Annotated in this window: 14 protein-coding genes; 10 read left to right on the forward strand and 4 right to left on the reverse strand. The window is 63.3% G+C overall.

The window, feature by feature from the left end; all coding sequences use genetic code 11:
• Window positions 1–2 precede the first annotated feature (2 nt).
• On the forward strand, window positions 3–479 hold the full coding sequence (locus ACWGS9_RS05775) for a GtrA family protein (RefSeq protein WP_454504325.1): 477 nt from the start codon (window positions 3–5) through the stop codon (window positions 477–479).
• Window positions 476–2,062, forward strand: a complete 1,587-nt coding sequence (locus tag ACWGS9_RS05780; protein ID WP_454504326.1) for a hypothetical protein — start codon at window positions 476–478, stop codon at window positions 2,060–2,062. Before ACWGS9_RS05775 ends, ACWGS9_RS05780 begins: the two co-directional genes overlap by 4 nt.
• Here the strand turns inward: ACWGS9_RS05780 and ACWGS9_RS05785 are convergent.
• The 3 genes from ACWGS9_RS05785 to ACWGS9_RS05795 form a co-directional block, all read right to left on the reverse strand.
• Window positions 2,029–2,685 (reverse strand): alpha-ketoglutarate-dependent dioxygenase AlkB, encoded by a 657-nt coding sequence (locus ACWGS9_RS05785; protein WP_454504327.1) that lies wholly within the window; start codon window positions 2,683–2,685, stop codon window positions 2,029–2,031. The two genes, ACWGS9_RS05780 and ACWGS9_RS05785, sit on opposite strands and share 34 nt — an antisense overlap.
• Before the next feature lie 104 nt (window positions 2,686–2,789).
• Entirely contained in the window at window positions 2,790–3,227 is a 438-nt protein-coding gene (arfB, locus tag ACWGS9_RS05790) for an alternative ribosome rescue aminoacyl-tRNA hydrolase ArfB (RefSeq protein ID WP_454504328.1), read from the reverse strand.
• Between the two features lie 254 nt (window positions 3,228–3,481).
• Window positions 3,482–6,193 carry an ATP-binding protein gene (locus ACWGS9_RS05795; protein WP_454504329.1) on the reverse strand — a complete coding sequence of 904 codons (2,712 nt, stop codon included), beginning with the start codon at window positions 6,191–6,193 and terminating at the stop codon, window positions 3,482–3,484.
• Between the two features lie 177 nt (window positions 6,194–6,370).
• On the opposite strand from ACWGS9_RS05795, the gene ACWGS9_RS05800 reads away from it, so the two are divergent.
• On the forward strand, window positions 6,371–7,192 hold the full coding sequence (locus ACWGS9_RS05800; RefSeq protein ID WP_454504330.1) for an alpha/beta fold hydrolase: 822 nt from the start codon (window positions 6,371–6,373) through the stop codon (window positions 7,190–7,192).
• Between the two features lie 230 nt (window positions 7,193–7,422).
• On the opposite strand, the gene ACWGS9_RS05805 is transcribed toward ACWGS9_RS05800, so the two are convergent.
• Complete coding sequence (locus tag ACWGS9_RS05805) at window positions 7,423–9,033, reverse strand: phosphoenolpyruvate carboxykinase (protein ID WP_454504331.1); 1,611 nt, start codon at window positions 9,031–9,033, stop codon at window positions 7,423–7,425.
• 340 nt (window positions 9,034–9,373) lie between these two features.
• Here ACWGS9_RS05805 and ACWGS9_RS05810 point away from each other — a divergent pair, with 340 nt between their 5' ends.
• The 7 genes from ACWGS9_RS05810 (at window position 9,374) to ACWGS9_RS05840 (ending at window position 17,683) form a co-directional block, all read left to right on the forward strand.
• Window positions 9,374–10,075, forward strand: a complete 702-nt coding sequence (locus ACWGS9_RS05810; RefSeq protein WP_006201274.1) for a response regulator transcription factor — start codon at window positions 9,374–9,376, stop codon at window positions 10,073–10,075.
• Between the two features lie 151 nt (window positions 10,076–10,226).
• Complete coding sequence (locus tag ACWGS9_RS05815) at window positions 10,227–12,011, forward strand: stimulus-sensing domain-containing protein (protein WP_454504332.1); 1,785 nt, start codon at window positions 10,227–10,229, stop codon at window positions 12,009–12,011.
• A gap of 14 nt (window positions 12,012–12,025) precedes the next feature.
• Window positions 12,026–12,487 (forward strand): HPr kinase/phosphorylase, encoded by a 462-nt coding sequence (locus ACWGS9_RS05820; protein WP_454504333.1) that lies wholly within the window; start codon window positions 12,026–12,028, stop codon window positions 12,485–12,487.
• A gap of 164 nt (window positions 12,488–12,651) precedes the next feature.
• The gene (locus ACWGS9_RS05825; protein ID WP_320214860.1) at window positions 12,652–13,053 is read left to right on the forward strand and encodes a PTS sugar transporter subunit IIA; all 402 of its coding nucleotides are present in this window, start codon (window positions 12,652–12,654) and stop codon (window positions 13,051–13,053) included.
• On the forward strand, window positions 13,050–13,346 hold the full coding sequence (locus ACWGS9_RS05830; RefSeq protein ID WP_320214859.1) for an HPr family phosphocarrier protein: 297 nt from the start codon (window positions 13,050–13,052) through the stop codon (window positions 13,344–13,346). Before ACWGS9_RS05825 ends, ACWGS9_RS05830 begins: the two co-directional genes overlap by 4 nt.
• A gap of 167 nt (window positions 13,347–13,513) precedes the next feature.
• Window positions 13,514–14,914, forward strand: coding sequence for an adenosylhomocysteinase (gene ahcY, locus ACWGS9_RS05835; protein ID WP_454504334.1), 1,401 nt, complete (start codon window positions 13,514–13,516; stop codon window positions 14,912–14,914).
• A 189-nt stretch (window positions 14,915–15,103) separates the two neighbouring features.
• Window positions 15,104–17,683, forward strand: a complete 2,580-nt coding sequence (locus tag ACWGS9_RS05840) for a sensor histidine kinase (protein ID WP_454504335.1) — start codon at window positions 15,104–15,106, stop codon at window positions 17,681–17,683.
• Window position 17,684: the final 1 nt, after the last annotated feature.

A 17,684-nucleotide genomic window follows, 5' to 3' on the forward strand; every position in this document is an offset into this window, starting at 1 on the left:
CCATGCAACAAACGGCCCGCCGCGAGACGACCTTTGACGGGGCCGAAGATGCGCCCTCCGCCGTTGGACGCTTCATGTCCTGGGGGTTGGGTCGTTCGGAGCCCGCGCGCATCCTGCGGTTCGCGGTGGTCGGCGGCTTGTCGACATCGATCTATGCGGCGCTCACCCTGGCGCTATGTCATGGCTTCGACATACCGGTGACAATCGCCTCGATAGCCGGCTACGGCACCGGCGCCGTGTTCTCCTATTGCGGGCATCGGTTCGTGACGTTCATGTCGGAGGGGGCGGTCGGGTTTGAAGTCCCCCGCTTCGCGGTCGCCACCGCCATAGGGTTCCTGCTTTCGTTCGCGCTGGCTGCGATCCTTACCGATCTCGCCGGATTTTCGCCCGCGGTCCCGGTGGCGTTGTCCGCCATTCTGGTGCCGGCGCTGAATTTCGTCACTCTTCGAAACTTCGTTTTCGTGGCGGCCAGCCGATGAGCATGTCCGAGCAGGTCGGGATGACGGACGCAAGGCAGGACCATGCAGGCGCCTCCGTCTCGCCGGCACGAGCGCTGTATGCAGGGTCTCTCGCTACTTTTACGATTCTCCTGGCCATCGCGATTCTTTGGCAGGTGCGGTGGGGAACGATCCCCGACACGAGTTGGCTGATCATCGTCTGCGAGCGGATGCTTTCAGGTGAGCGGCTTTATACACAAGTGCACGAGGTCAATCCCCCGTTCAGCGTATGGCTCTATCTGCCGCCGGTGGCCGCGGCCAGAATTCTCGGCATGGCACCGGAAATCCTCGTGCAGGCCTGGACTTACCTGGCCGCACTGATCGGCATTTGGTTTTCCGGCGTAATCGTGAAGCGGGCGGGGTTTCCGGAGAAGGCCACCTTGTTCGCGCTGGGTCCGGCCTTCTTCGCGGTGTTGGTGATCTTCCCCGGCAATGTCTTCAGCGAGCGCGAGCACCTCGGCGTTGCGCTGTTCCTGCCGTTGCTGGCGCTCCACGCCTGGCGGGCGCGCAAGGACGCGGAGGCCGAGCCGGGCCTCGGCATTGCGGCGCTCGCCGGACTTTGCGGAAGCGTGCTGCTGCTGATCAAGCCTTACTACGCTGTCATGGTGCTGGCCTCGTCGTTGCTCGTCGCGGCGCATCGGCGCAGCCTGAAACCGATCTTCGCGCCGGAGCACTGGGTCATCGGCGGCATTTGCATCGCCTATCTGGCCGCGGTGATCCTGATCCATCCGGAATTTCTGCGCGATGTCTATCCTCTGCTGGTGGACCTCTACGCAAAAGGCGGCGCCTCCGCGCACGTCATGACATATTACGGCTGCGCATGGTTCTTTCTGGCGTATCTCGCGCTATGGGCCTGGCCGGTCGGGCGGTTTCCGGAATTGGCCGCGGTAGCGCTGGCAGCGTCGGCAGCTGCGTTGTTGCCGCTGTTCTACCAGGCCAAAGGTTGGCCTTATCACGCCTATCCCGCGCTTTCCCTGGCGGTCGCGGCCAATCTCTGCCTGCTTGCTTTACCCAGGATGAAACGTCAGTCGGCGGGACTGCTCTCCTACCTGGCGGTTCCGCCGCCGTCATTGCTGTCGCTGGCGATCATGGTCGCCTTTGTTCTGAATTGGCCCACTCAGAGGCCAAACAGCGCAGTGGTGGCCACCATTCGCGCGGCGACCTTTGAACCGACCGTTGCCATCATCACCCCGGATCTGGACACCGCGCACCCGCTGAGCCGCATGATCGGCGGGCGATTCGTTTCGGCCGAAGCCCTTGACTGGGTTGGACAGGTTGCAGCGGCCCGGTACCAGCAGACCGTTCTTGACGGTGACACCATCGGCGCGGCGCATTACCAGGCGATCATGACGCGCTACGCCGAAGGCAAGCGACAGGAGTTCGAGCGCCTCCGTCCGGATCTCATCATCACCAAGATCGACGACGGCCCCTGGACGCGCCAGCTGGTCGGGCATTTCGGATTCGACCGCATACTGGCAGGTTATCGTGTGCTCGTCGAATGGGGACGCCTGCGCGTCTATCTACGCAACGACTATGTCAGACCCGACCCGCCACCGGCAGGCTGATCTGCCTGTGCCGGCACCGTCACCCGCCGCAGCGTCAGATTGATGCGGCCGCCATTCTTCAGGAGGGCCGACGTCGAGGGATAGATGCGGTCGACACCGTGGAAGCTCAGGCGCCCTTCGCAGCCAAGCACGACGACGTCGCCGCTCTTCAGCCTGAACGATTTCGTGCCACCTTCGCGTGTGCTCTGGCCGACCCGGAACAAGCAGTCGTCGCCCAGCGAGACCGACACCACGGGCGCGGCGAAATCCTTCTCGTCGCGGTCCTGGTGCAGGCCCATTTTGGCATCCGCCGAATAGAAGTTGACCAGGCAGGCCTCGGGCGGATGCGGATAGGCCGAGACCTCGCGCCATAATTGCAACAGCGCCTCGGGGATCGGCGGCCAGGGCTCGCCCGTCACCGGATGCGCCGGCTGGTAGCGGTAGCCACGCTCCTTGTCGGTCACCCAGCCAAGCGCGCCGCAATTGGTCATGCGCACGCTCATCTCCTTGCCGGTGCGCGGCATGGCCGGCACGTAGAGGGGTGCTGCCTGCACGACGCGCCGGATCTCCTCGACCAGCGCTTCCTGGGCGGGGCGCGCGAGGTAACCTGGCATGTGGCGGACGCCTTTGGGCAAGACGAGCATGGATCTATCCGGTTGACTTACCGATGCTGTTTACTGGCCCAAGCATGCCACCGGCAAAAGAAAACGGCGACCGAAAGCCGCCGTACCTTTTTGGGGCACCGTTCTCAATCGTTGTCGACCCGGCCACGCAGCCGCTTCACCGTCGATCGGCCTGCCTTGCTCTTGAGACGGCGCTCCACGGCGCCTTTGGACGGCCTGGTCTTCTTGCGCAGCGGCGGCGGTGGCTCGGCCGCCTTGGCGATCAACGCCGTCAGCCGCGCCCGCGCGTCGGCGCGGTTCTGCTCCTGGGTGCGGAAGCGGCCGGCCTCGATGACGATGACGCCGTCCTTGGTGGCGCGCTGGCCGGCAAGCTTGATGGCGCGCACGCGCACGCGCTCGGACAGGCCGGACGCGTTCGCCGCGTCGAAGCGCAGCTGGACGGCGGTGGCCACCTTGTTGACGTTCTGGCCGCCGGGACCGGACGAGCGGATGAAATCCTCATGCAGGTCTCCCGGACGGATGACCGCTTCGCCGCTGATGATGATCTTGTCGTCGGTATTCATGCGCGCAATCATGACGCGGCGGCCGCAAGCCGGTTGAGATAGTCAATTGCATCCAGTCGCCAATGCCAGTTCCACCGTCGGCATTGCGTCGACAACAACAACCAGGCCACCAGCTAGCCATGCGAGCAATACCGATAACTTCGCCGATTACAACTGCAAAGCAGAAGCCAAAGCCAAAGATGCGGAGTAAATGTCCTTTGATCCCGCGGGAGACTTAGGTCCCTTTGCGCCGCGGTTGATTGAATTGGCGGGAATTACCACGCTGGCGATGCTTCAACGCTAGCCAGCCAAAACCCGGATCCTTGCGCAGACGCCAATGCCGAGGCCGACCGAAGAAGGTCCTTTCCGGCCTGTTGCTCCTGGACAGCAGCATGAAGCTCCGCCCGAATACGTTGAAGTTCCGGTAAGCACCAGCCTTCGCCAGTTTTGGCGCACTGGGCTAGAGCAAGATCGAGCTCGGTAGCGGCTCCTACGTTGTCGCCAATGGCCATTAGCCCGACCGCGACGATCCCCCGGAACGCCATGTCGTAAAGGACAAAGCCTGTGGCGCGGAGCTTGGTCAATGCTGGATACATCATGGCGAGGCCAAGTCTTGGCTCACCGCGCCGGATGAGCAATTCGCCATCGAAAGCGTCGGCGTAGGTCCGCCAAACATCCATCGACCGTGCCCGCGTTTCGGTACGCAGCAATACTATGAACCTCTCTGCAAGCGGAATATCGTTTGCCATGAGGGCTATCGGGCAAGCGGCCTCGGCCAGAATATTCGCATAGGTGGGGCCGTGATTGAGTACCTTGGCTCGGTCTATGAGCTTCTCGACAAGGCCAAGAGATGCTTCCGATTCTCCCTGTAGCCAAAGGACACGGGACAGCGCCACCTCGGCCAAGAGTCGCTGATCATACTGAAAGCGAATGATGTGCCTTCTCTGCGATTGCTCGCCATAACTGGCCAGCATCTTCTCCAGCAACGCCTGCGCCTGAGGCTGCTGGCCCAACAGGTGAAAGGTAGCCCCCTGCATGCGGTCGGCGACAGCGTCGTCACTCCGTTCTCCTGAAGACTCGGTAAGTTTCCGGAAGCGGTCAGCGATAACCATCGCTTCGCGGGGCTCGGCGCTGTTGGTGCGATCGACCCAAAGTGCCCAAAGCGACCGAAGCTGATAGTCGATATCGCCAAGGGTTTCCGCCAACGCCAGCGTTTCCTTCCAAGCGTCCGCGCCGCTCGGGAAATCTGAAACCGCAACCATCTGCGGCCAGCCCAGTGCCGCTTGCAGCTGCATACGGCGCTTGTCGCGGCCTTCCGTCGAGTGAGCGCTCAAGGCCTGCGCGACGCGACCCAGGCATTCGTCCAGCAAGGACAATTGGTGCCAGAGCGGGATTGCGATGGCGGTAAGCTCGACGCCCAACGCATTGTCTCCACCGGGTGCGAACGCCCAATCGAGAGCCGCCCGCAAATCGTCAATCTGCCAGCCATACAGCCTGAGCCAGTCGATAGCAGAAAGGCTTTCAAAGTCCCGTTCAGCCTCGCCGAACGCTTCTAGGAAGAAGCGCGCATGCGCTCTTTGTACCCTTTGGATATCTCCGGATTCCGCCAGCTTTTCAGCGGCATAGGCCCGCGTTGTATCTGCGAGGCGGAAGATCGTGTGATCATAGTTGGCGTCGACTGAAATCAAGGACTTGGCAACCAAATTGGCCAAGGCCTCTTCGATTTCAAAATCAGAAATCGCACTATCGGCTGCAATCGTCATCGCGGCCTTCGAAGTGAAACGGCCAACCAGCGTTGAGAGGCGGCATAGCACATGCTGCTCCGACGCGGTTAAAAGCCGATAGCTCCAGTCGAGCGTAGCACGCAGCGTTTGATGACGCGGCACCGCTGTGCGCCGGCCCCGGGTCAGAACGTGAAAGCGGTCGTTGAGCGAGGCGGCAAGGGCCTTCGGTCCAAGGGTTTCCACACGGCTCGCCGCCAGTTCGAGCGCTAGTGCGATGCCATCGAGCTGCCGGCATATGTTGGCGATGTAGGGCGCGTTGGCATCGTCAAAAACGAAGCTGCCGCCGGCAGCTGATGCCCGGTCAACAAAGAGTTGGATCGCGGGGAACAAGAGAGCCGACTTGGCAGAAACATTGGCATCTTCTTCCGGGAGTTCAAGCGGGGAGAGTGGCAAGACCCACTCGCCCTCTGCGCGCAACACCTCCCGGCTCGTGGCTATGATTCCCAGCCGCGAAGTTGATTGCAGGAGTTGCTCGGACAGAAGGGCCACGGCATCGACAACGTGCTCGCAGCTATCCAGAATTATCAGAATACGGCGGTCAGCAATGACAGCGGTAAGCTCGGACACCACGCTCTCGTTGCGGAATGCCTGACCGAGGGCGGTCGCAACCGCGCTCGCGACCAACTGTGGATCATTGATCGGGGCTAGATCGACCAAAATGACACCATCTGGGTATGCGTTTCTCAGATGATGGGAAGCGGCCAAGACCAATGTGGTCTTACCGATGCCGCCGGCTCCGGTGATCGTAACGAGCCGCCTGGTGGGCAACTGTCCGGCAAGCGTGGCCAGCGCAGTGTCGCGCCCGAATACTGCGCCTAGTGGCCTTGGCAGGGTCCGCAATCCCTCGCTGTCGTCGTGGCGGGCTGGCGCATGCTTAACCGTCTGATGCGCTACCGGAGCTGTGAAGCTGTAGCCGCGACCTGGGACGTTAGCGATCACGCCATTGGTTGGCGAGCCCTCGGGCCCGAGCGCCTTTCGCAAGGCCGTCATATTCACGCGCAGATTGTTCTCGGCGACGAAGGTATTTGGCCATACGGTCGCGGTCAGCTCTTCGTGGCTGACAACCTCGCCGGCTCGCATGACTAGAATTTGAAGAATGTCGAAGGCGCGGCTGCCCAACTGCAACAGCTTGCCGTCGCGATAGAGGCGGCGCTGCTCGCGGTGCATCTCGAAAGGGCCGAAGCGAAATATCTGCCCGTCCATTTCTGCCTGCGCTCCTTCAATACTCACAGAGTTTAGCACGGATATTGCGTCCTAATCCCGTGTGAAAGCGCGATTTAGCACGCTTTAGCGACGATTAAGTGTCGCCGGAACGGGCATCGGCCTAGCGTCATCCCGGGCAGATGATTGCTCAACCAGATTGAACCCAAGGAGATCAACATGCCTTTCGTTACCACCAAGGACGGAACCGAAATTTTCTACAAGGACTGGGGCAAAGGCCAAGCCCTGTTCTTCCACCATGGCTGGCCCCTGTCGGCGGACGACTGGGACTCCCAGATGATGTTCTTCCTGGCTCAGGGCTTCCGGGTGATCGCCCATGATCGCCGTGGCCATGGCCGCTCGACTCAGACGGCGGAAGGCCACGACATGGATACCTATGCTGCGGATGCCGAAGCGGTCGTGCAGGCGCTCGGCCTGAAAGACGCTATCCACATCGGTCACTCGACCGGCGGCGGCGAGGTGGCCCGGTATGTCGCTAAATACGGCAAGGGCAAGGTCTCCAAAGCTGTCTTGATCAGCGCCATTCCGCCCACCTTCATGCAGTCGGCCCGCAATCCCAACGGCGTGCCAAAGGCGGTGGTCGACAGCATCCGTGACGGCACCGCCTATCACCGCTCCCAGTTTTACCAGGACATCACCATTCCATTTTACGGCTTCAACCGCCCCGGAGCGGTGGTCTCTGAAGGCATCCGCCAGAACTGGTGGCGGCAGGGTATGATGGGCGCCGCCATTGCCCATTGGGAGTGCGTTCGTGTGCTCTCCGAGACGGAGTTCTACGACGATCTCGCCGTCATTGAATGCCCGGTTCTGGTCATGCATGGCGAAGACGATCAGATTTGCCCGTTCCCGACGACCGGCGCGGTGTCCTGGAAGCTCCTCAAGCATGGCTCTCTGAAGTCCTATCCCGGCCTGCCGCACGGGATGCCGACGACGCATGCGGACACTATCAACGCTGATCTGCTGGCCTTTTTCCGGAGCTAGTCATCGGCAATGCGAGTGAGGATTGCGGCGTCCGTCAACAGCCAGGACGCCGCATGTCCCTGAAGGCGAATCACCGACCCGAGCAATACGCTCAGTGAGCCGGAAATAAATCCAATTTGCCACCGGAAGGGCAAAACGCCCCGGGCCATAGCCAAGGGCGTCAAGTCAATGTCCTTGCTCTTTCCCCCAAGGCGCAAGCCGGGCCTTGGAGGAAAGACGTGAGGTGGTGACTATTCAGCCGCTTCCTGCAGCCGCGGCGCGGCTCCGAGGATGGTCGCGTCGACGTGGCGTTCGAATTTCTCGAAATTGACGGCGAACATGTTGACCAGCTTCGTGGCCTGGCGGTCGTAACCGGCCTTGTCCGCCCAGGTCGAGCGCGGGTCGAGAATGGCGCCGTCGACGCCCGGAACCGCGACCGGCACCTCGAAGCCGAAATTGGCGTCGGTGCGGAACTCGGCCGACTTCAGCGAACCGTCGAGCGCGGCACCCAGCAGGGCGCGCGTCACCTTGATCGGCATGCGGCGGCCGGTGCCATAGGCGCCCCCGGTCCAGCCGGTGTTGACCAGCCAGCAGTCGACACCATGGCTGGCGATCAGCTCGCGCAGCAGATTGCCGTATTCGGACGGATGGCGCGGCATGAACGGGGCACCGAAGCAGGTCGAGAACGTCGCCTCCGGTTCGGTGACGCCCTTTTCGGTGCCGGCGACCTTGGCGGTATAGCCGGACAGGAAGTGGTACATCGCCTGCGCCGGTGTCAGCCTTGCGATCGGCGGCATGACGCCGAAAGCATCGGCCGTCAGCATGATGATGTTCTTCGGGTGACCCGCGCGGCCGCCCTTCGAGGCATTGGGGATGAAGTCCAGCGGGTAGGCGCAGCGCGTGTTTTCGGTGAGGCTGCCGTCGTTGAAATCCGGCACGCGGCCGGCATCGAGCACGACATTCTCCAACACCGTGCCGAAGCGCTGCGTGGTGGCGAAGATTTCCGGCTCGGCTTCGGCCGAAAGCCTGATCGTCTTGGCGTAGCAGCCACCCTCGAAATTGAATATCCCGTGCGGACCCCAGCCGTGCTCGTCGTCGCCGATCAGCGTGCGCGACGGATCCGCGGAAAGGGTCGTCTTGCCGGTGCCGGACAGGCCGAAGAAGACGGCCGCGTCGCCGTCCGGCCCTTCATTGGCCGAGCAGTGCATCGGCATCACGCCCTTTGCCGGCAGCAGATAGTTCAGCATGGTGAACACCGACTTCTTCATCTCGCCGGCATAGGAGGTGCCGCCGATCAGCACGATCTTGCGGGTGAGATCGACCGCGATCACCGTTTCGGTGCGGGTGCCGTGGCGCGCCGGATCGGCGCGGAAGGAGGGCAGGTCGATGATCGTCATCTGCGGCACGAAACGCTCGAGCTCCGCGGCTTGCGGTCGGATCAAAAGATTGCGGATGAACAGCGAATGCCAGGCGAATTCGGTGACGACCCGGGTCGGCAGCTTGAGATCGGCGTCGGCGCCGCCGACGAGATCCTGAACGTAAAGGTCCTTGCCGGTTGCATGGGCCTTGAAATCGGCAAGCAGCGCCTCGAACTGCGCCGGCGAAATCTCCTTGTTGTTATCCCACCAGACATGCGGGCCGGTCGCCTCGTCGCGCACGACGAACTTGTCCTTCGGCGAACGCCCGGTGTGCTGGCCGGTCTCGGCGACCAGCGCGCCCTGCGCGGTCAATCTCGCCTCGCCGCGCCGGATCGCTTCCTCATAGAGTTCGGCCGCGCCGAAATTGTAGCGCACCACGCCCGTGGTTTTCAGGCCGATCGCGTCAATAGCGCAGTCGGGGTTGCGTTTGCCGGCTTCCGACATCAAATTTCCTCTCTGGATTTGGCCGTATGTGACGGGTGATTTCCCGGAGCCCGCGCCGGGGTTGCCAGGTTCAGAAACAGAAAAGCCGAATGATATCAAATCATTAATCGATTTAAAAAATTTGAAAGTTGTTTAAATCGTTTATATGTGCAAAAAACCACAGAGGTTGCCCAAAGGATCGGCAGGCTTGCTTCGTCCGATCCGGTACGGGTGCGATGGTGTGTAGCGGCAGGCCGCCCGTGACTTCGGACTGGGCCCGTGCCACATTTTGTACCCAATTTGTCCTGCAAAAGCCCCTTCTCGACGACAGAAGGGACAGCTCATGAGGGAGCCACTTGAAATGGCAACAATCGCGCTTGTCGACGACGACCGCAACATTCTGACCTCGGTGTCGATCGCGCTCGAGTCCGAGGGCTATCGGGTCGAAACCTACACGGACGGCGCGTCGGCGCTGGAAGGCCTGGCGGCGCGGCCGCCGAACCTCGCCATCCTCGACATCAAGATGCCGCGCATGGACGGCATGGAGTTGTTGCGCCGCATGCGCCAGAAGTCGGACCTGCCGGTCATCTTCCTGACCTCGAAGGACGACGAGATCGACGAGTTGTTCGGGCTCAAGATGGGCGCCGACGACTTTATCCGCAAACCGTTCTCGCAGCGGCTGCTGGTCGAGCGCGTGCGCGCGGTGCTGCGCCGGACCAGCGCCCGCGAGGCGGCGGCCAAGGCGCCGAGCCAGCAGGCCCGCTCGCTCGAACGCGGCCAACTGGTGATGGACCAGGAACGCCATACCTGCACGTGGAAGGGCGAGCCGGTGACGCTGACGGTGACCGAGTTCCTCATCCTGCATTCGCTGGCGCAGCGCCCCGGTGTGGTAAAAAGCCGTGATGCGCTGATGGATTCGGCCTATGATGAACAGGTCTATGTCGACGATCGCACCATCGACAGCCACATCAAGCGGCTGCGCAAGAAGTTCAAGGCCGTCGACGACGACTTCGAGATGATCGAAACCCTTTACGGAGTCGGATACCGGTTTCGCGAGGCATGAATAGGCAGTAGTGAGTAGGCAGTAGGGAATAGTCGGTAGTCAGTTTTGAATGCTGCGAGCGGCCACTCATGCATAGCCGCGGTCAGTCAACCATTTCTCTATTCCCTACTGCCTACTGCCTACTCACTAATTAAGCAGGGCCTGCTATTCGATGGCAGTGGAAGTAGAGCGAGGCAGACGGACGGGCGCGGCAAGGCGTCCGCCGCGGATCGTGCCCGCCTTCGTGTCGAGATTCACGGTGCCGATGCGCCGGTTTCTCGGCCATCACATCTTCTCCAGCCTGACGCGGCGCATCCTGTTCCTCAACCTGGCCGGCCTCGCCGTGCTGGTCACCGGCATCCTCTACCTCAACACCTTCCGCGACGGCCTGATCGACGCCCGCGTCGAGAGCCTGATGACGCAGGGCGAGATCATCGCCGGAGCCATCGCGGCCTCGGCAACGGTGGAAACCGATTCGATCAGCATCGATCCGGAAAAACTGCTTGAGCTGCAGGCCGGCGAGAGCCTGGGGCCGGGGTCGGACCAGCTCGACAATCTCGACTTCCCGATCAACCCCGAGCGAGTGGCGCCGGTGCTGCGACGGCTGATCTCGCCGACGCGCACCCGCGCCCGCATCTACGACCGCGACGCGAACCTCCTGCTCGATTCCCGGCATCTCTACTCGCGCGGCCAGATCCTGCGCTACGACCTGCCGCCCGTCGACGACGAGCAGCCCGGCATTGTGGAGCGGGTCGAGAAGTTCATCTTCGACTTCTTCCGCAACAAGGATTTGCCCGTCTATCACGAGCAGCCCGGCGGCAATGGCGCGGCCTTCCCGGAAGTGGTCAAGGCGCTGACCGGCGGTCCATCGACCATCGTGCGGGTGAGCGAACAGGGCGAGCAGATCGTCTCCGTCGCGGTGCCGATCCAGCGCTTCCGCGCCGTGCTCGGCGTGCTGATGTTGTCCACCGAAGGCGGCGACATCGACAAGATCGTAGCCGCCGAGCGCAAGGCGATCCTGCGCGTGTTCGGGGTGGCGGCTCTGGTCACCGCGATCCTGTCGATGCTTTTGGCGTCAACCATCGCCAATCCGCTGCGGCGGCTTTCCGCTGCCGCCGTCAGGGTGCGGCGCGGCGTCAAGAGCCGCGAGGAAATCCCGGATTTTTCCGACCGGCAGGACGAGATCGGCAACTTGTCCATTGCCGTGCGCGACATGACCAACGCGCTTTATGCACGCATCGAGGCGATCGAAAGCTTTGCCGCCGACGTGTCGCACGAATTGAAGAACCCGCTGACTTCGTTGCGCAGCGCGGTCGAGACTCTGCCCCTGGCGAAGAACGAGAACTCGCGCGGCCGGCTGATGGAAATCATCCAGCACGATGTGAGGCGGCTCGACCGGCTGATCACCGACATCTCAGACGCCTCGCGGCTCGATGCCGAGCTCGCACGCGAGGATGCGGCAATCGTCGATCTGAAGAAGTTCACGACCGATCTCATCGCGGTCTCGCGCGAAGCCACGCGCAACAAGAAGGCCGTCGAGATCGAGCTCAAGGTCGCCAAGCTGCCGGCCGGCGCCAAAGGCTATTTCGTTGTCGGCCATGACCTGCGGATCGGCCAGGTCATCACCAACCTGATCGAGAACGCGCGCTCCTTCGTGCCCGACGAGCATGGCCACATCACCATTTCGCTGGCGCGCGCCGGCAAATTCAACATCATCACCGTCGACGACAACGGTCCGGGTATCCGGGCGGAGAAGATCGATCGCATCTTCGAGCGCTTCTACACCGACCGGCCGGCCGGGGAGGCGTTCGGCCAGAACTCCGGCCTCGGGCTGTCGATCAGCCGCCAGATCGTCGAGGCGCATGGCGGCACACTGACGGCCGAGAATATCCCCGGCACCAAGCCCGGCGAGATCAAGGGCGCGCGCTTCGTGGTGACGCTGCCAGCGGAAGGCTGATCGCCGGACCGAACATGCCAGACTCCGCCGCGAAACCCCGCAACATTCATGGGACGGCCATACTGATCGGCGAGCATGGCGTGCTGATCACCGGGCCGTCGGGTGCCGGCAAGACGACGCTGGCGCTGGCGCTCCTCGAACATTGCCTTGCTCGCGGGGTGTTTTCCCGGCTCGTCGCCGACGACCAGTTGTTCGCGGCCGCTCATGGCGGCCGGCTGGTGTGCCGCGCGCCGACAAGCATCGCCGGCCTCGCCGAGGTGCACGGCATCGGACCGCGGCCGCTTGCTTTCGAGCCGGCCGCTGTGATCGACCTTGTGGTTCGGCTTGTCGAACCGGCCGAAATGGCGCGTCTGCAAGACGAATCCGCTGAAACGATCGACGGATGCCGGCTGTCCCGCATCGACGTCGCCCGGCAAAACGTTATCGCCGCCGCGCCCATGGTGACGGCGCGACTGTCGATCCAGCCTTTTTCGTGATCACGCCCGTTTTTTTTGCTGCGATGCGTCAAAATGGCCCGGGCCGCCGCAATTTTGGGCTTGTCAACGGGCCGCGCGTCGACAAGATAGCGCTCCCGCCGCCTGGAATGGCCGGCGAACATAAGATACGCCAGTGAAGCGGCGATGACGGGAGCCACCAGAGAATGATCGGACTCGTGCTCGTGACGCACGGTCAACTCGCCACCGAGTTCCGGCATGCCGTAGAGCATGTCGTCGGGCCGCAAGACAATTTCGAAACCGTGGCGATCGGCGCCGACGACGACATGGAGCAGCGCCGGGCCGACATCGTCGACGCGGTGGCGCGCGTCGACACCGGTACGGGCGTCATCGTGCTCACCGACATGTTCGGCGGCACGCCCTCCAACCTCGCCATCTCGGTGATGGAATCCGGCCGCACCGAGGTCATCGCCGGCATGAACCTGCCGATGCTGATCAAGCTCTCGTCGATCCGCAAGGGCGACAACATGACCGCCGCGCTCGACGAAGCGCAGGCCGCGGGCCGCAAGTACATCAACGTCGCCAGCCAGCTCCTGAGCAGCAAATGAACGCATCGGCATCGGCGACGGATGAGGTCGTGCGGGAATTCCCGATCATCAACCAGCGCGGCCTGCATGCGCGCGCTTCGGCCAAGTTCGTCCAGGTCGCCAGCGGCTTCAACGCCACCATCCATGTCGAGAAGGACGGCGTGAAGGTCGGCGGCACCTCGATCATGGGCCTGATGATGCTGGCGGCGAGCCCGGGCTATTCGATCCGCGTCATCGCCAGCGGCCCGGAAGCCGTGCCGGCCATGGACGCGCTGGAGCAGCTGGTCGCCTCGCGTTTCGGCGAGGAAATCTAATCATCCAGTTTCGCATCGCACGCTCCCAGGACATGCGCGCATAAAGATTTCTTTATATCCCATTGTCGTGTGACGGCCGATCTGCTAGTCAGGCCGGCAATTCGCGCCCTCCCTGCGCCGTCCCGGCGCCGGCGCGTTTTTGAGATAAATCACACCGGAGCACTGCCATGACAGGTAGCAAGGACTATGTGGTCGCCGATATCTCGCTTGCCGGCTGGGGCCGCAAGGAGATCGAGATCGCCGAAACCGAAATGCCGGGCCTGATGGCCTGCCGCGAGGAATTCGGCGACAAGAAGCCGCTCAAGGGCGCGCGCATCACCGGCTCGCTGCATATGACGATCCAGACGGCGGTGCTGATCGAAACGCTGAAGGCGCTGGGCGCCGACATCCGCTGGGCCTCCTGCAACATCTTCTCGACGCAGGATCACGCCGCCGCGGCGATCGCCGAGGCCGGTATTCCGGTGTTCGCGATCAAGGGCGAGACGCTCGAGGATTACTGGAACTACACCGACCGCATCTTCCAGTGGACCGACGGCGGCACCTCCAACATGATCCTGGACGATGGCGGCGACGCCACCATGTACATCCTGCTCGGCGCCCGCGTCGAGGCCGGCGAGGACGTGCTGTCCAACCCCGGCAGCGAGGAGGAAGAGATCCTGTTCGCCCAGATCAAGAAGCGCATGAAGGCTTCGCCCGGCTTCTTCACCAAGCAGCGGGAAGCGATCCGCGGCGTCACCGAGGAGACGACCACCGGCGTCAACCGGCTCTACCAGTTGCAGAAGAAGGGCCTGCTGCCCTTCCCGGCGATCAACGTCAACGATTCCGTCACCAAGTCGAAGTTCGACAACAAGTATGGCTGCAAGGAATCGCTGGTCGACGGCATCCGCCGCGGCACCGACACGATGATGGCCGGCAAGGTCGCGGTGGTATGCGGCTATGGCGACGTCGGCAAGGGCTCGTCGGCTTCGCTGCGCGGCGCCGGCGCCCGCGTGAAAGTCACCGAAGTCGACCCGATCTGCGCGCTGCAGGCGGCGATGGACGGCTATGAGGTGGTCACGCTGGAAGACGCTGCCCCCACCGCCGACATCGTCATCACCACCACCGGCAACAAGGACGTCGTCACGCTCGACCACATGCGGTCGATGAAGGACATGGTGATCGTCGGCAATATCGGCCACTTCGACAACGAGATTCAGGTGGCGTCGCTGCGCAACCTGAAATGGACCAACGTCAAGCCGCAGGTCGACCTGATCACCTTCCCGGACGGCAAGCGGATGATCCTCCTGTCCGAGGGACGCCTGCTCAACCTCGGCAACGCCACCGGACATCCGAGCTTCGTCATGTCGGCCTCGTTCACCAACCAGGTGCTGGCGCAGATCGAGCTTTTCTCCAAGCACGGCCAATACGAGAACCAGGTCTATGTGCTGCCCAAGCACCTCGACGAGAAGGTGGCGCGGCTGCATCTCGACAAGCTCGGCGCGCGCCTCACCGAACTGTCCGGCGAACAGGCCGCCTATATCGGCGTGACGCCGCAGGGACCGTTTAAGCCGGAACACTACCGCTATTAACCAAAGCGAAATTATCTACCATATATTGAAGCCGGGCGGTTGACTTTCCGCCCGGCTTTATTTTTTGCGTCATGATTCTTCACGCCGATTCCGGCAGGCGTTATTGTTGTGATTCGCGGTCCGGGGACATGATGGGCCGGGGACGCATTCAGGGCGGTCTTGCATTCAAGCGGCGAAGAGGACCAAGACATGCCGGGGGATTACCCGCCAAGCGCGGGAAAGGCCGTTTCCGGCGGCCATAGGGATTCGAACGAGGCAGGCCCTGCCCTGAAGAGCGGCGGCTTTGGTGCCGGCATGCGGCTGGCCTTGCTTCTTGCCACCTCGGCGCTTGCCGGCCCGTTGCTCGCTTTTGCCGCACGCGCCGAAACAGGCATTCCGGGGAGGGCCGCAACGCCGGTCAGCACCGTCGAGGTCATGCAGCTCGCCATGTTCGTCGGCGTCATGGGCGCGGCGCTGGTCTCGGCCGTCTTCCTGATCCGCGAGCGCGCGCGCACCGCCTCGCAGAATGTCCAGCTCAGGGCCCGCATCGCGGACGTCAACGCGGCGCTGCAGCGTTCCGAGGCGCTGCTCAATCTGCGCGACCAGCGCCTGGTCGTCTGGACCACGGACAACAAGAAACCCGAGCTCATCGGCAGCCTGCCGCTGGAAAGCGGCGCGCCGGACGACAGGTCCGCTTTCCTGGCCTTCGGCCGCTGGCTGATGCCACGCTCGGCGGCGGCGCTGGAGCACGCGGTTGCCGCGCTGCGCGAACAGGCGAAGGCCTTCGATCTCGTCATCGAGACGCAGGCCGGCACACCGCTGGAAGTGCATGGCCGCAAGAGCGCGGCGCATGTGCTTGTGCGCTTCGTCTCGCTGTCGGAGACGCTGCGCAGCCAGGCCAGGCTTAAGATCGAAAACCAGCGGCTCAGCGCCGACTACGACACCATGGTCGGCCTGCTCGACGCGCTGAAGATGCCGACGTGGCTGCGCGGCGCGGACGGGCGCCTGCAATGGGTCAACCGCGCCTATGCCGAGGCGGTGGAGGCGGAAAGCGCGGCCGCGGCCGTGCGCGACGCCAAGGAATTCCTCGGCGGCCAGGCGCGCGAGCAGATCGCCGAGCAGCACAAGTCGCGTCCGGTCTTCGAACAGACGCTTTCGACCGTCATCGAAGGCGACCGCCGCATGTTCGCGGTGACCGACTTCGCCGGCGCCGACGGTTCGGCGGGGCTGGCTTGCGACACCAGCGCCGCCGAGACGATCCGCGCCGAATATGAGCGGACCGTGCGCAGCCACGCCGACACGCTCGACCAGTTGAACACCGCCGTGGCGATCTTCGACACCGAGGAAAAACTGCGATTCTTCAACCAGGCGTTCCAGAAGCTCTGGGGCCTCGACAGCGGCTTCCTGCTCAGCGCTCCCTCCAACACGCTGCTGCTCGACCGGCTGCGCAGCGAAGGCAAGATCGCCGAGCAGCCGGAATGGCGACGCTGGAAGGAAAACCTGCTCAGCGCCTATCGCGCCGTCGAATCGCAGGAGCACTGGTGGCACCTGCCGGACGGCAAGACGATCCGCGTGGTGGCGAACCCGCAGCCGAAGGGCGGCGTCACCTGGGTGTTCGAGAACCTGACCGAGAAGATGGACCTCGAAAGCCGCTACCAGACCGCCGTGCGGGTGCAGGGCGAGACGCTGGACAACCTCGCCGAAGGCGTGGTCGTGTTCGGTCCGGACGGGCGGCTGCGCCTGTCCAATCCGGCCTTCGTCGCGCTGTGGGGGCTGACGCCGGAAGCGGTCGCGCCCAAAGTCCATGTCTCGGCGATCCGCGATCTGTGCGACCAGCGGGCCGCGAACAGCCCGTGGGGCGGCTTCGTCGCCGCGGTCACTGGCTTCGACGACGAGCGCCGCGACCGCCGCGGCCAGATCGAGCTCGTCAACGGCACGGTGCTAAGCTACGCGGTGATCCACCTGCCCAACGGACAGGTAATGATCACCTTCGTCGACGTCACCGACACCGTCAATGTCGAACGGGCGCTGAAGGACAGGAACGAGGCGCTCGAGAAATCCGACCAGCTGAAGAACGAATTCGTGCAACACGTGTCCTATGAGCTGCGCTCGCCGCTGACCAACATCATCGGCTTCACCGAGCTTCTGTCGCTGCCCTCGACCGGGCCGTTGACGCCGAAGCAGCGCGAATATGTCGAGTATGTCGGCTCGTCATCATCGGTGCTGCTCACCATAGTCAACGATATTCTCGACCTGGCGACCGTCGATGCCGGCATCATGCAGCTCGATATCTCCGAAATGAATATCGACCGGACGATCGCCGCGGCCGCCGAACTGGTCTCAGACCGGCTGGACGAGCACCGGATCAAGCTCGACATCGATGCGGCGAAGGCGCCGGCGAGCTTCCATGGCGACGAAATCCGCATCCGCCAGATCCTCTACAACCTGCTCAGCAACGCGGCGAACTATGCGCCGGAGGCGAGCACGATCACGCTGACATGCCGTCGGTTGGCAGACAGCGTCGAGTTCTCGGTGCATGATGACGGCCCCGGCATGCCGCCGGACGTGCTGGAATCGGTCTTCCGCCGCTTCGAGCCGCGCGCCAATGGCGGGCGGCGGCGCGGCGCAGGGCTGGGGCTCTCGATCGTCAAGAGCTTCGTCGAGTTGCACGGCGGAACCGTGCGCATCGAGACCGGCCAGGACAAGGGCACCACGGTCATCTGCACCTTCCCGGACAAGCCTTCCGGTATCCCGGATACGCCGGCGGGCATCCGCGACGCGGCCGAGTAGC

This window comes from Mesorhizobium sp. Arg314 (assembly GCF_053714275.1).